Annotated in this window: 15 protein-coding genes; 9 read left to right on the top strand and 6 right to left on the bottom strand. The window is 55.6% G+C overall.

The features are described 5' to 3' along the window. Positions 1–121 precede the first annotated feature (121 nt). From xthA to GPJ68_RS10585, 7 genes are all read left to right on the top strand, one after another. Positions 122–928, top strand: a complete 807-nt coding sequence (gene xthA / locus GPJ68_RS10615) for an exodeoxyribonuclease III (protein ID WP_016156323.1) — start codon at positions 122–124, stop codon at positions 926–928. A gap of 223 nt (positions 929–1151) precedes the next feature. Next, positions 1152–1808, top strand: a complete 657-nt coding sequence (locus GPJ68_RS10610; RefSeq protein WP_169330183.1) for a TVP38/TMEM64 family protein — start codon at positions 1152–1154, stop codon at positions 1806–1808. After that, entirely contained in the window at positions 1805–2515 is a 711-nt protein-coding gene (locus GPJ68_RS10605; protein ID WP_104652146.1) for a TVP38/TMEM64 family protein, read from the top strand. The genes GPJ68_RS10610 and GPJ68_RS10605 overlap by 4 nt, the downstream gene beginning before the upstream one ends. A 33-nt stretch (positions 2516–2548) precedes the next feature. After that, positions 2549–3718, top strand: a complete 1170-nt coding sequence (locus GPJ68_RS10600) for an ABC transporter substrate-binding protein (protein ID WP_180837335.1) — start codon at positions 2549–2551, stop codon at positions 3716–3718. Next, positions 3691–5226, top strand: a complete 1536-nt coding sequence (locus tag GPJ68_RS10595; protein ID WP_104652144.1) for a thiamine ABC transporter permease — start codon at positions 3691–3693, stop codon at positions 5224–5226. The genes GPJ68_RS10600 and GPJ68_RS10595 overlap by 28 nt, the downstream gene beginning before the upstream one ends. Continuing rightward, positions 5226–5858, top strand: coding sequence for an ATP-binding cassette domain-containing protein (locus tag GPJ68_RS10590; protein ID WP_047417900.1), 633 nt, complete (start codon positions 5226–5228; stop codon positions 5856–5858). The genes GPJ68_RS10595 and GPJ68_RS10590 overlap by 1 nt, the downstream gene beginning before the upstream one ends. An 86-nt stretch (positions 5859–5944) precedes the next feature. Further along, entirely contained in the window at positions 5945–7252 is a 1308-nt protein-coding gene (locus GPJ68_RS10585) for a sulfurtransferase (protein WP_104652171.1), read from the top strand. Positions 7253–7352: 100 nt separating this feature from the next. Here the strand turns inward: GPJ68_RS10585 and GPJ68_RS10580 are convergent, their stop codons facing one another. Further along, complete coding sequence (locus tag GPJ68_RS10580; RefSeq protein ID WP_049040424.1) at positions 7353–7976, bottom strand: CDP-alcohol phosphatidyltransferase family protein; 624 nt, start codon at positions 7974–7976, stop codon at positions 7353–7355. Then, positions 7969–8538, bottom strand: coding sequence for a carboxymuconolactone decarboxylase family protein (locus GPJ68_RS10575; protein WP_047417903.1), 570 nt, complete (start codon positions 8536–8538; stop codon positions 7969–7971). The genes GPJ68_RS10580 and GPJ68_RS10575 overlap by 8 nt, the downstream gene beginning before the upstream one ends. A gap of 79 nt (positions 8539–8617) precedes the next feature. Between GPJ68_RS10575 and GPJ68_RS10570 the strand changes: the two genes are divergently transcribed. Continuing rightward, the gene (locus GPJ68_RS10570) at positions 8618–9031 is read left to right on the top strand and encodes a pyrimidine (deoxy)nucleoside triphosphate diphosphatase (RefSeq protein WP_104652143.1); all 414 of its coding nucleotides are present in this window, start codon (positions 8618–8620) and stop codon (positions 9029–9031) included. Here GPJ68_RS10570 and GPJ68_RS10565 read toward each other — a convergent pair. Next, positions 8991–9266: a YnjH family protein gene (locus GPJ68_RS10565; RefSeq protein ID WP_046275886.1), complete on the bottom strand. Its 276-nt coding sequence runs from the start codon at positions 9264–9266 to the stop codon at positions 8991–8993. The genes GPJ68_RS10570 and GPJ68_RS10565 overlap by 41 nt on opposite strands. A gap of 237 nt (positions 9267–9503) precedes the next feature. On the opposite strand from GPJ68_RS10565, the gene gdhA reads away from it, so the two are divergent. Next, positions 9504–10847: an NADP-specific glutamate dehydrogenase gene (gene gdhA / locus GPJ68_RS10560; protein ID WP_016152833.1), complete on the top strand. Its 1344-nt coding sequence runs from the start codon at positions 9504–9506 to the stop codon at positions 10845–10847. A gap of 63 nt (positions 10848–10910) precedes the next feature. On the opposite strand, the gene topB is transcribed toward gdhA, so the two are convergent. The 3 genes from topB to GPJ68_RS10545 form a co-directional block, all read right to left on the bottom strand. Beyond that, a complete protein-coding gene (topB, locus tag GPJ68_RS10555; protein ID WP_019076618.1) occupies positions 10911–12857 on the bottom strand; it encodes a DNA topoisomerase III in 1947 nt (648 codons plus the stop codon). Between the two features lie 4 nt (positions 12858–12861). Further along, complete coding sequence (gene selD / locus GPJ68_RS10550; protein WP_104652142.1) at positions 12862–13905, bottom strand: selenide, water dikinase SelD; 1044 nt, start codon at positions 13903–13905, stop codon at positions 12862–12864. 116 nt (positions 13906–14021) lie between these two features. Continuing rightward, positions 14022–14573 (bottom strand): NAD(P)H nitroreductase, encoded by a 552-nt coding sequence (locus GPJ68_RS10545; protein ID WP_016152830.1) that lies wholly within the window; start codon positions 14571–14573, stop codon positions 14022–14024. Between the last annotated feature and the right edge of the window lie 16 nt (positions 14574–14589).

Raw genomic sequence — 14589 nt, 5'->3', positions numbered from 1 at the left:
TTTTTGCTCCATCGTTAACACCATTAGCAATCATTGTTGGAATCAGGTGACAAGAAGCAGTCAGCCAGCAGAAATTCTGCTACCATCCTTGCACTATTCATCTTGCAAATTGGCAGCGACTATGAAATTTGTCTCTTTTAATATCAACGGCCTGCGTGCCCGTCCCCATCAACTGGCAGCCATTGTCGAAAAACACCAACCGGATGTTATTGGCTTACAGGAGACAAAAGTCCACGACGATATGTTCCCTCTCGAAGAGGTAGCAAAGCTGGGTTATAACGTCTTTTATCACGGTCAGAAAGGCCACTACGGCGTAGCACTATTAACGAAAGAAACGCCGATTGCGGTGCGTCGTGGCTTCCCGGGTGATGGCGAAGAAGCGCAGCGTCGTATCATCATGGCGGAAATTCCGTCGCCTCTGGGCAGCATCACGGTGATCAACGGCTATTTCCCGCAGGGCGAAAGCCGAGACCATGAAACCAAGTTCCCGGCCAAAGCCGCGTTTTATCAGAACCTACAAAACTATCTGGAGACTGAACTGAAGCGCGACAATCCGGTATTGATCATGGGCGATATGAATATCAGCCCAACCGACCTCGATATCGGTATTGGCGAAGAGAACCGTAAACGCTGGCTGCGTACCGGCAAATGTTCCTTCCTGCCAGAAGAGCGCGAGTGGATGGAGCGTCTGCTGGGCTGGGGCCTGGTAGATACCTACCGTCACGCCTGGCCTGAAAAGAACGACCAGTTCTCGTGGTTTGATTACCGCTCAAAAGGCTTTGATGATAACCGTGGCCTGCGTATCGATTTGCTGCTGGCGAGCAAACCGCTGGCGGAGCGCTGCGAAGAAACCGGTATCGACTATGAAATCCGCAGCATGGAAAAGCCGTCCGACCATGCGCCTGTATGGGCTAAATTCCGCGTCTGATCGTCTGCGTATTTTCACTCTCCGGGCCTTGCCTGGAGAGTCTGTTTATTCTGTGCAAAATCAATAAAGCCACGGTAATACATTGTTGCGGCCGGAAATTTATTATATCTTCGCGCGCACTTTTCGCTGACGAAAACGCTACATTGCATTCGGTTTTACAGGAGAACCCCCATGAAAAAGAAGTTCGCATAACGCAGAATACCGGCTGCTAATTGTTGCGGTATTGTTCTGCGTTCTGGCGGGAGTTTTCCATCATTACGGTCTGACCGATCTGATCACCAATTTCCATCATTTACAAGATGTCATCCGCCAAAGCGGCCTGTTCGGCTATACCCTTTATATCCTGCTGTTTATAGTTGCCGCGCTGTGTCTGATCCCTGGCAGCATTCTGGTGATCGTCGGCGGTGTGCTGTTTGGCCCGGTGACAGGGACGCTTATCTCGTTGGTGGCGGCAACCATGGCTTCGGCGCTGTCGTTTATGCTGGCTCGCTGGCTTGGCCGGGAATTGCTGCTGAAATACGTTGGCCATACGGCAACGTTTCAGGCTATCGAAACAGGCATTGCCCATAGTGGAGTAGACTTTCTGATCCTGACCCGGCTCGTGCCACTGTTCCCCTATAACATTCAAAACTATGCCTATGGGCTGACGGCCATTCCGTTCTGGTCATTTACCGTGATATCTGCGCTAACCACCTTGCCCGGCATCTTTATCTATACGCTGATGTCGCACGAACTGGCCAGCGAAGGGATTAGCTGGGCATTTATCGGTAAGCTCAGCGTTGCGGGGCTGGCGCTATTCGTCCTCGTTCAGGCCGCCAAAGCCTGGGCGCGACATAAACATGTCGATCCGGCGCCCGGTCACGAGTACGCGGGTAAATGATCAAGATGAATAAAGCGCGGCGGACACGCTATTACCGTATAAGCTTGCTTGCCCTGCTGCTGCTCGCTCTGATGGCGTGGGCGTGGATACCTGGCGTGAGTGATTTTCTTCACGCCAGCCTGGCGGCATTTACCACGCTCGATCAGCATGCTCTTGAGAACTTCATTCGTTCTTACGGAACCCAGGCGGCGGTCGTGTCGTTCTTCCTGATGATCTTACAGGCCATCGTCGCGCCGCTTCCCGCCTTTGTGATCACCTTTGCCAACGCCTCGCTGTTTGGCGCATTTTGGGGCGGCGTACTGTCCTGGAGCAGCGCGATGGCAGGCGCGGCGCTGTGCTTTTTTATTGCCCGCGTTTTAGGTCGCAGCGCGGTGGAAAAACTGACCGGAAAAACGGTGCTGAACAACATGGACACTTTTTTCGAGCGCTATGGCAAGCACACAATTCTTGTCTGTCGCCTGTTACCTTTTGTGCCGTTCGACCCGGTAAGCTACGCAGCAGGCCTGACCTCGATTCGTTTTCGCCATTTCTTCATCGCCACCGGCATCGGTCAGTTACCGGCCACTATCGTCTATTCATGGGCTGGTAGCCTGTTAACCGGCGGCACATTTTGGTTTGTTACCGGCCTGTTCTTCCTGTTCGCTCTGAGCGTGGTGATTGCCGTGGCCAGAAGCCTTTATCTTGAGCATCAACGGAAAAAGACCTGAGTCTTTCCCCCCATTTTTAGCAATGGAGATATTATGCGTTACTGCTTATTGTGCCTGAGTTTGCTGCTCTCTCCGCTGGCGGCTTTCGCCGAGGACACCAGTTGGCAGCAAATCAAAAATGACGCCCGCGGTCAGACGGTGTGGTTCAACGCCTGGGGTGGCGACAACGCAGTTAACCAGTATCTCGACTGGGTTAGCGGCGAGATGAAAACGCACTATGCCATTAACCTGAAAATCGTACGCCTGGCGGATGCCGCCGACGCCGTAAAACGTATCCAGACGGAAGCGGCATCCGGGCGAAAAAACGGTGGATCGGTCGATTTGCTGTGGGTGAACGGCGAAAATTTCCGCACGCTGAAAGAAGCCGGGCTGCTACAGACCCAGTGGGCGCAAACGCTGCCTAACTGGCGCTATGTTGATACCCAGAAACCGGTGAACGAAGACTTTTCCATTCCAACGGAGGTGGCTGAATCACCGTGGGGCGGCGCACAGCTTACATTTATTGCCAGGCACGATCTCACCGCGCAGCCGCCGCAATCCCCGCAGGCACTGCTTGAGTTTGCCCAGACGCACCCTGGCACGGTGACCTATCCGCGTCCGCCAGACTTTACCGGAACGGCTTTTCTTGAGCAGTTGTTAATTTCGCTCACCAACAAGCCGCAGGCGCTGAAAATAGCGCCAGATGCGTCCACATTCGCCGATGTTACCGCTCCATTGTGGCATTACCTTGATGCTTTGCATCCTGCCCTGTGGCGCGAAGGTAAAGATTTTCCGCCCACGCCCGCGCGAATGGATGCGCTGCTCAACGGTGGCACCCTGCGTTTATCAATGACCTTTAATCCTGCCCACGCGCAGCAAAAAGTGGCCAGCGGTGAATTACCCAATAGCAGCTATAGTTTTGGTTTCTCACTGGGCATGCTCGGCAACGTGCATTTTGTCACCATTCCAGCGAATGCGCGTGCCAGCGCCGGAGCGAAAGTCGTGGCAAATTTCCTGCTTTCACCCGAAGCGCAGCTGCGTAAAGCCGACCCGTCAGTCTGGGGAGATCCTTCGGTGCTTGATCCACAAAAATTGCCTGTCGACCAGCGTAATGCGCTGCTGGCGCGGATCCCACAAGGGCTCCCTGCCGTACTGCCAGAACCGCATGCTGCATGGGTAAACGCTCTGGAACAAGAATGGCTACGCCGCTACGGTACACATTAATTCTGCTACTCTGGGCCATCATGGCGGGCGTTTATCTGCCGCTGGCGCCAGCGGCTTTTTCTCTGATAACGCCGGCGCTGAGCACCAGACACTGGCTGGCGCTATTTAGCGATCCTCAACTCCCGCAGGCGTTACTGGCAACGCTGGTTTCCGTAAGCCTCGCGGCTGGCGGCGCGCTGATCATCGCCCTGCTGGCGATCCTCGCCTTATGGCCCGGCGCAGGCTGGGCGCGTCTGTGCACGCGTCTTCCGTGGCTGCTGGCAATTCCACATGTTGCCTTCGCCACCAGCGTGCTGTTGGTTTTTGCCGAAGGCGGCATGCTCTGGCAATGGCTCCCGTTTCTCAGCTCCCAGCCTGACCGCTACGGCATTGGGCTTGGCGTGACGCTGGCGGTAAAAGAGAGTGCCTTTTTGTTATGGATCCTCTCAGCTCTGCTGAGTGAAAAACAGCTTTCGCAGCAGGTTATCGTCCTGGATTCGCTGGGTTACAGCCGACTGCAATGCCTGAACTGGCTGGTTCTGCCCTCTCTCGCCCCCGCATTAGGCAAAGCCATGCTGGCGATTGTCGCCTGGTCGCTCTCGGTAGTGGATGTAGCAATCGTCCTTGGTCCCGGAAACCCACCAACGCTTGCCGTGTTGAGCTTGCAATGGCTCAGTCAGGGCGATGCCGAGCAACAGGCTAAAGGAGCACTCGCCAGCCTGCTGCTGGTACTGCTGCTACTCATCATCGCGCTGGCGGGGTATCTGCTCTGGCGCGCCTGGCAACGCACTATTCCCGCAGTAAACGGGGAACGCCTGCGTTTTTCATCCTGTACAATCGGCCTTTCGCTGGTACAACTTTTGCCCTTTGGCGGTGTGGTGTGCGCGCTGGTTCTGGCGCTGATCGCCAGCTATTCGTCGCTAAATAGTGAGGCGCTCAGCACTAGCCTGCAACTGGGGCTTATCTCCAGCGTGCTGGCGCTGCTGATACTTTTTGCCTGGCTGGAATGGGGTCCGCAAACCGGACACCGTTGGGTCTGGCTACCGCTCATTTTGCCTGCGCTGCCGCTGGTAACTGGACAGTATCTGTTGGCGTTATATGCCGGACAGGATGGGCTGATGATAACCATTGTCTGGGGACACCTGCTGTGGGTGATGCCATGGATGCTGTTTGTGCTCAAACCGGCGTGGCAACGCATTGACCCACGGTTGATTTTGATTGCGCAAACGCTGGGTTGGACCCGGGGCCGCATATTCTGGCAAGTAAAATGTCCGCAGCTGGCGCGCCCGGCGCTGGTTGCCTTCGCGGTAGGGTTCTCAGTCAGTATCGCCCAGTATATGCCGACGCTGTGGTTAGGCGCCGGGCGCTATCCCACGCTGACCACCGAAGCGGTGGCATTAAGCAGCGGCGGTAGCACCGCCATTCTGGCAACCCAGGCGCTATGGCAGCTTCTGTTACCGCTTATAATTTTCGCACTGGCGGCGTTTCTCGCTGCGTGGATTGGCCGCTTTCGACAAGGACTCCGCTAATGCTCATTGTACAAGGCGTTTCGTTGTACCAGGGTACGACAGCGCTACTGAAGGACGTTAATTTTCAGGTTAATAAAAGTGACATTGTCACCATTATGGGACCTTCCGGCAGCGGTAAGTCTTCGTTATTTTCGTGGATGATCGGGGCGTTGTCTCCTCAGTTTCAGGCGTCAGGCGAACTGTGGCTCAACGAACAGCGCGTAGACACACTGCCTACCGCGCAGCGCCAGATTGGCATTCTGTTTCAGGATGCGCTGCTGTTTGACCATTTCAGCGTTGGGCAGAATTTACTGCTGGCCTTACCCGCCAGCGTGCAAGGTCCCGCCAGACGCCATGAGGTGGAAAGCGCCCTCGCACGCGCGGGCCTGGCAGGATTTTATTCACGCGATCCGGCTTCGCTCTCCGGCGGGCAACGCTCGCGTGTCGCCCTGCTTCGCGCGCTGCTGGCGCAACCCCAGGCGCTGTTACTCGATGAACCCTTTAGCCGGCTGGATGCGTCGCTGCGCGATACCTTTCGCCAGTGGGTCTTCACCGAAGTACGTAAACTGGGTATTCCGGTGGTCCAGGTTACCCACGATGCGCAGGACGTTCCGCCAGCAGGTCGCGTATTACAGATGGAAAACTGGGCGTGAATGTGCCGATATGCTGCGTTAACGCAAGGTTTTTACTTAACTGGCGGCACAGAATGTCGTCCTCTTTTTCAACGTCGGGCTATTCGATGAAACGTGTTTCTCAAATGACCGCGCTGGCACTGGCTTTAGGGCTCGCTTGCGCTTCTTCCTGGGCTGCTGAAACAGCACAGACGCTCACCCTCAACCAGTTACAGCAAAAGCAAGGCGCGGCGATCGATACCCGTCAGAGCGCTTTTTATAACGGCTGGCCGCAATCGCTTAATGGTCCTTCAGGACACGAGCCTTCCGCACTGAACCTGTCTGCCGCCTGGCTCGACAAGATGAATGATGAACAACTCAGCGCCTGGGTTAAGGCACATCACCTGAAAACCGACGCGCCGGTGGCATTGTATGGCAGCGATACTGACATGCAGGCCGTCAAATCCCGCCTGCAGAAAGTCGGCTTTAACGCTATCTCAACCCTCAGCGATGCGCTTACGGACCCTGCCCGCCTGCAACGTCTGCCGCACTTCGAACAGTTGGTTTACCCGCAGTGGCTGCACGACCTTCAGCAGGGTAAAGAGGTGACCGCCAAACCGGCCAGTGACTGGAAAGTGATTGAAGCCGCCTGGGGCGCGCCGAAGTTGTATCTGCTCAGCCATATCCCTGGCGCGGGCTATATTGATACCAACGAAGTCGAAAGCGAACCGCTGTGGAATAAAGTGTCCGACGCGCAGCTCAAAGCGATGCTGGCGAAACACGGCATCCGCCACGACACCACGGTGATTTTATACGGCCGCGATGTCTACGCCGCCGCGCGCGTGGCGCAAATTATGCTGTATGCAGGTGTGAAAGATGTTCGTCTGCTCGACGGTGGCTGGCAGACCTGGTCTGACTCAGGTTTACCGGTCGAACGCGGTACGGCACCAACGGTGAAGCCTGAACCTGATTTCGGCGTGACGATCCCTGCCCAACCGCAACTGATGCTGGATATGGAACAGGCTCGCGGGCTGCTGCATCGCCAGGATGCGTCTTTGGTGAGCATTCGTTCATGGCCGGAATTTATCGGTACGACCAGCGGCTATAGCTACATTAAGCCAAAAGGTGAGATCGCAGGGGCGCGTTGGGGCCATGCAGGCAGCGACTCCACCCACATGGAAGATTTCCATAACCCGGATGGCACCATGCGCAGCGCCGATGACATCGCCGCCATGTGGAAGCAATGGAATATCCTGCCAGAGCAACAGGTCTCATTCTATTGTGGTACCGGCTGGCGTGCTTCGGAAACGTTTATGTATGCCCGCGCAATGGGCTGGAAAAACGTCTCCGTCTACGACGGCGGCTGGTATGAGTGGAGCAGCTCTCCGAAAAACCCGATCGCCAGCGGTGAACGGGGTCCGGACGCCAGCAAGTAAGATTGTCATTTTTGCCGGATGCAGCGAGAGCGCTTTACCCAGCCTACATAAACCATCGTTGTAGGCCAAATAAGCGAAGCGCATCCGGCAACGCACTACGTTACGCCTGACGCTGGACCGCTTTCAGCGTCAGATATCCGCTCCAGATCCGGGTGAACGTCGTCATCCAGCACAGCGCGCCAAAGACCCACGCCATTACGGCAAAATATTCCGGGAACAGACATCCCAACACAAACAGCAAAATCGTCTCGGTTCCTTCGGTCAGTCCACCCAGATAATAAAAAGATTTATGCGCATAACCGGGGTTATCAATCTGATGCTTTGCCGCCAGCGCGGCGAAGGCCAGGAAGCTGCTGCCGGTGCCAATAAACGCGAACAACAGCCAACCGCCTGCCAGCGCATTTTGCGCCGGCGCAGCAAGAATAAAACCAAACGGCACTAAGGCGTAAAACAGAAAATCGAGCGAGATATCGAGAAATCCTCCCGCGTCCGTTAGCCCTCTGCGCCGTGCCAGCGCCCCATCCAGCCCGTCAAACAGCCGATTGAGCACAATAGCCACCAGCGCCGCCATATACCAGCCTAACGCCAGAAATGGCAACGCCAGCACGCCAATAGCAAAACCGACCAGCGTAAGTCCGTCCGGGGTAATCGCCGGTTGATCAACGATGCCCACGCAGCGATGCAAAAGCGGTTTTAATCGCGGATGAAGATGGCGGTCAAGCATGCGGGCGTCCTTTAAAACTGTCGCACAGTCCCTGGGAGGGAATATCGAGAGCGGCATTAAAACGCGCCGAGAGATTTTGAAACGCAATCAGCGCGGTCATTTCAGTAATGGCGTCATCGGTAAAATACTGCTTCATCTGCGCTTTCAGCGCATCGTCAACCTGTGGTGGCGTTGCGGTGACCGCATCAGCATAGGCCAGCCCTACACGTTCTTCTGCGCTAAATAGCGTTGATTCTTGCCAGTTGGCAACCTGTAAGACTTTATCCAGCGCGCCGCAGCGTTCAGCCAGCCGTAAACTGTTGGCGTCAACGCAGAAAGCGCAGTGGCACACCTGAGAAACGCGGGTCATCAACAGCGCGCGCATCACCGGCGACAGGCGCGCCTTTTTACGCTCCAGATACCCGACAAACAGCGCCACCAGCCAGAACAGGAACGGCATCCGCCCCCACCAGCGCGTGGGATGCAGCACATCGCCATAATGTTTTTTCTGCGTAGCAACGAGCGGTTGCAAACTGGAAGGGATACGCGTTAACGGTTTTACCCACGACTGAGGATCGTTCAACGGTGGCTCCTGAATACTTTAGATAAAACAAAGATAACGATAGTATGTCATTTTCTACCGTTAGATCTTGATGAATATAATGAAAACCCTCGACGTGGTCGCCGCTATCATTGAACGTGATGGCAAAATTTTACTGGCTCAACGCCCGGAGCATGCGGATCAGTCAGGTATGTGGGAGTTTGCTGGCGGTAAGGTTGAGCCGGGGGAAAGTCAGCCAAAGGCGCTGGTCCGTGAACTGCGTGAAGAGTTGGGCATCGAGGCGGTCGTTGGGCGCTACATTGCCAGCCATCAACGCGAGGTTTCAGGCCGACTCATTCACTTACATGCCTGGCATGTACCGTCATATCAGGGGGAGCTGAAAGTGTATGAACATCAGGATATCGTCTGGTGTTCACCCGAAGAGGCGCTGCGTTATCCGCTGGCGCCTGCCGATATCCCGCTATTAGAAGCGTTTATCCTTTTACGCGACGCCAGACCAGCGGATTCGTGCTGATCGTTTTATCATCGCGCTGGCACTGAAGCAAAACGCCATCCGCTTTAATCACCGCCCCTTCTGAGTAGTTTTGATCCTGATAAATACAGCACTGACTACAGGGTTGCGCCCGCTGACCGCTGGAACTGAACACTTCCGGCGGGACATTCACCTGCACGTCCGGGCGATAGGGCTGATTTGCCAGCGTCGCGCTGGACACCAGTGCCAACGCTCCTGCCATGATTATACGGCGCATATTCTTTCCTTTTTGACTGACAGTTATGCTCAGTATAACGGTATAAACCGGCAGAAACTTTAGCCCTTGCCATCATCGCTTTTGGTTATGACCCACGCCGCAATATTAATTTACTTAGCGCGGTTAATTTTTTCTTGCGTCCCGTCACACTGCTGATGTTATAGTCAAAAACTGCAAAACACTTAACACAAAAATCAAAAATATAACCATATCAATACATAAGAGGTACTTATATCTATGGATCAGACACGTTCTCTGGAGTCATTCCTTAACCATGTGCAAAAGCGCGACCCTAATCAGACCGAGTTCGCGCAAGCCGTTCGTGAGGTAATGACGACACTGTGGCCCTTCCTCGAGCAAAACCCGCGTTATCGTCAGATGTCGTTGCTGGAACGTCTGGTTGAACCGGAGCGCGTGATCCAGTTCCGCGTCGTCTGGCTGGACGATCGCAATCAGGTGCAGGTCAACCGCGCGTGGCGCGTGCAGTTTAGCTCCGCCATTGGCCCATACAAAGGCGGGATGCGTTTCCACCCTTCCGTGAACCTGTCGATCCTGAAATTCCTTGGCTTCGAGCAAACATTTAAAAACGCCCTCACCACGCTGCCAATGGGCGGGGGTAAAGGCGGGAGCGATTTCGATCCGAAAGGTAAAAGCGAAGGCGAAATCATGCGTTTCTGCCAGGCGCTGATGACCGAACTGTTCCGCCATTTAGGGCCCGATACCGATGTTCCGGCGGGCGATATCGGCGTAGGCGGTCGTGAAGTCGGTTTTATGGCCGGGATGATGAAAAAACTGTCCAACAACAGCGCCTGCGTCTTTACCGGTAAAGGTCTCTCTTTCGGCGGCAGCCTGATTCGCCCGGAAGCTACCGGCTACGGTCTGGTGTACTTCACCGAAGCGATGCTCAAACGCCATGGCCTGGGCTTTGAAGGCATGCGCGTGGCCGTCTCTGGTTCCGGTAACGTGGCGCAATTCGCCATTGAGAAAGCCATGGAGTTTGGCGCGCGAGTAGTCACCGCCTCCGATTCCAGCGGTACCGTGGTCGACGAAAGCGGATTTACCAAAGAAAAACTGGCGCGTCTGTGCGCGATCAAAGACAGCCGCGACGGCCGCGTGGCGGATTACGCCCGCGAATTTGGCCTGACCTATCTGGAAGGCCAACAGCCGTGGTCGGTTCCGGTTGATATCGCCCTGCCGTGCGCCACCCAGAACGAACTTGATGTCGATGCGGCACGCGTGCTGATCGCCAACGGCGTGAAGGCTGTCGCCGAAGGGGCAAACATGCCTACCACCATCGAGGCCACCGATCTGTTCCTGGAAGCGGGTGTATTGTTCGCGCCGGGTAAAGCGGCCAACGCGGGAGGCGTAGCGACATCCGGTCTGGAAATGGCGCAGAACGCCGCACGTCTGGGCTGGAAAGCGGAGAAAGTGGATGCACGCCTGCACCACATCATGCTGGATATTCACCATGCCTGCGTCGAGTACGGCGGCGAAAGCAAGCAAACCAACTACGTACGTGGCGCCAACATCGCGGGATTCGTGAAAGTTGCCGACGCGATGTTGGGCCAGGGTGTGATTTAATTCAGATCTGTTGTTCCCGTGGGCTTGATGCGGCACACATGCCTTATCCAGCCTAAGAGCGCACTACAGGCCCGCCTCTTCAGATGGCGGGCTTTTTTTCGCCGTGCGTTTACGCGGCGCGCTCTTTTTCTTGTCACCACCACTACTACCCGGTGCGGCAATACCACGGAAGCGTCGTACCGGCGTGCTGCGCGCCTGATCGATTAGCTGATACAGCGTCCCCACCAGCGGCTGCATGAAATCCTGATATCGACACTGCTTTTCGCTGATTTGGGTCAGGATAGATTCCCAGTGCGCGGTCATATCCGGACGCGTCGCCATTTCAGGCAGCGAATGAAACAGCGCTTTTCCGGCATCGGTAGAATGAATATAGCGCCCCTTCTTCACCAGGAAACCACGCTTAAACAGCAGCTCGATAATCCCGGCGCGCGTCGCTTCCGTTCCCAGTCCGTCCGTTGCGCGCAGGATCTTTTTCAGATCTTTATCCTGCACAAAGCGCGCGATTCCGGTCATCGCTGACAGCAGCGTGGCATCGGTAAAGTGCCGCGGAGGCTGGGTCTGTCGTTCAACCACTTCGCCTTTTTCGCACAGCAGCTCGTCGTCTTTTGCCACCACCGGCAGCGGCGTCCCGTCGTTATCTTCGTCGCGCTCTTTGTTGCCTAGCAGCGTACGCCATCCAGCTTCAGCCAGAAAACGGGCTTTGGCGACAAACTTACCTTTCGCGATATCCAGCTCAATAACGCACTTCCTGAATACCGCATCCGCGCAAAACTGCATCAGATATTGACGGGCAATCAGGTTGTATATCTTCGCTTCATTATCGTTCAGGTTGATGGACGAACTGCGCGCTGTTGGAATGATGGCGTGGTGCGCATCCACTTTTTTATCATCCCAACAGCGGTTTCGCGTATCGGGATTGACCGCCGGTTGCGGAAGCAGATCCGGCGCATGGACGCTAATCGCGTTCAGCACCGCGTGACGTCCGGCAAAGTGTTCTTCCGGCAGATAACGGCTATCCGAACGCGGATAGGTGATCAGTTTATGGGTTTCATACAGCTTCTGGCAGATATCCAGAACGTTTTGCGCACTTAAGCCAAAGCGTTTCGCCGCTTCAATCTGCAACGCCGACAGCGAAAACGGCAGCGGCGCGGATTCTGATTCCCGTTTATCGTTATAGCTGGTGACGATCGCCGGCTGACCGTTAATGCGGTTTACCACGTGTTCAGCCAACGTGCGGTTTAGCAAGCGCCCTTCTTCATCCTGATACGGCTCACACGCTTCGCTCGGCTGCCAGATAGCGGTAAACCGCTCATCGGCGGGCGTCACGATATGCGCCTTTACCTCGAAGAAGTCTTTGGCAACGAAGTTTTCAATCTCTTCATCGCGACGCACAACCAGTCCGAGCACCGGCGTTTGCACGCGCCCGACCGAAAGTACGCCCTGATAGCCCGCGTTACGCCCCAGAATGGTATAAGCGCGCGTCATGTTGATACCGTACAGCCAGTCCGCCCGCGCTCGCGCCAGTGCCGACACGCACAGGGGGATGAACTCACTGTTGGCGCGCAGACGCTCAATCGCCCGCTCGACGGCCTGCGGGTTGAGGTCGTTAATCAGGCAGCGTTGCACCTGCTGGCGCTTTTCAGGGGCCAGTTGCAGGTAATCCAGCACTTCATCCACCAGCAGCTGTCCTTCACGATCAGGGTCACCTGCGTGAATGACTTCACTGGCCTCATGCAAAAATCGCTTAATAACGTTGAGCTGTTTGGTCACCGAGGGACGCGGCTGCAGTTGCCACTTTTCCGGGACAATCGGCAGATCAACCAGACTCCAGCGAGCATAACGACTGTCATAGGCATCTGGCTGCGCCTGCTCAAGCAGGTGACCAATACACCAGGTCACCACTTGCCCGTTTCCGCATTCGATAAAACCGTCACCTTTGCGATGCGGCTTCGGCAGCACATCGGCGATAGCGCGCGCCAGACTCGGTTTTTCGGCAATAAACAACCGCATCGAGTTAACGGATCTCAACCATGGCGCGACCGCCACGAGCTTCCACTAACTCACCAATCGCGGTGAGGTCGATGCCAAACTGCGCCGCTGCCGCTTTAACTTCGGCTTCAGCTTCCGGCGTTACCGCTAACAGCAGACCACCGGAAGTTTGCGGATCGCAGAGCAGATCGCGAACCGACTGCGGCATTTCCCCCATCAGGTGTCCGTAGCTGGCAAAGTTACGCTGGGTACCGCCCGGCACCGCGCCCTGCGCGATGTATTCTTCAACACCTGGCAGCTTAGGAATTACCTGGTAGACGATCTGCGCCTGAACGCCGGCCCCCTGACACATCTCGCTCAGATGCCCCAGCAGCCCAAAACCGGTAACGTCGGTCATGGCTTTCACGCCGTCGATATCGGCAAATGCCGCCCCGGCAATGTTCATCCGGCACATCACTTCCGTCGCCAGTCCTTTGTGCTCGTCCTTCAGCAGCGATTTTTTCTCTGCGGTGGTCAGGACACCAATACCCAGAGGCTTGGTCAAAAACAGCTTGCATCCCGCCTCGGCGGTGCTGTTTTTCTTCACGCGTTCAGTTGGAACAACGCCGGTTACCGCAAGACCAAAGATAGGCTCAGGGGCATCGATAGAGTGCCCCCCCGCCAGCGCGATACCCGCCTGACGGCAGGCAAAGCGTCCGCCCTCGGTTACTTCGCGGGCGATTTCCGGCGCCAGCTTATCAAGCGGCCAGCCCAGGATAGCAATTGCCATAATCGGTTTGCCGCCCATGGCGAAAATATCGCTGATGGCGTTGGTGGCGGCGATGCGGCCAAAATCAAACGGATTATCGACAATCGGCATAAAGAAATCGGTGGTGCTGATTACGCTGGTGCCGTTCCCCAGATCGTATACAGCCGCGTCGTCGCGGGTTTCATTACCCACCAGTAAGTTTGGATCAACAAACTTCGCCTGCTCGCTGTGCAGGATGGTTTCCAGCACTTTTGGGGAAATTTTACAACCGCAACCGGCTCCGTGGCTGTATTGCGTTAAACGAATAGCTTGCTCGCTCATGGACATCTCCTGTCATTGCAATCCGGATATGGTAGCGCTCATTCCATGATGTGGTAAGAGTGACTGTCTGAATTCGGGTGCCTTTGCTCATAATCCAGACAGTTTTGCCGTTGATATCAGAAATAACGGACGAATGCGCTCGGATCGGCAAGGGTAATCGTCGTGGATGCTTTCAACTGTGGTGTGCCCAGATAGAGAAAACCGACGATTTTATCCTGTGGGCGACAGTCAAACGCTTCGCGGACGACCTCACTTTCGGTTAATGCGCCACTGCGCCAGATACCGCCAAAGCCCTGGGCAATGGCAGCCATCTGCATGGCCATCACCGCACAACCGGCAGACATTTCCTGTTCCCATAGCGGAACCTTGTCGTTTGCTTCACATTTCGCCACCACGGTAATAATCAGCGGCGCGCGAAACGGCGCGCTGCGCGCTTTTTCCTGGGCCTTCTCATCGCTGCCAGATGCAATAGCGCCTTTTTCAAGCACGGCGGCAAAGCGTTCACGCCCTTCGCCCTCAATGACAAAGAATTGCCACGGTTGCAGCGTTTTGTGGTCCGGCGCGCGCATTCCCGCACGCAGAATATTTTGCAGTTGCTCTCCTGCCGGGGCCGGTTCGACGAGACGTGAGGCGCTACGACGGGTCATGAGTAATTCGAGTGCATCCATTTGCTTAACTCCAACA

Source organism: Citrobacter sp. 172116965, assembly GCF_013458095.1.
GTDB classification, from domain to species: domain Bacteria; phylum Pseudomonadota; class Gammaproteobacteria; order Enterobacterales; family Enterobacteriaceae; genus Citrobacter; species Citrobacter braakii.
The sequence above is the reverse complement of the archived record's forward strand: the minus strand, read 5'-3'. Positions and strand labels throughout refer to the sequence as shown.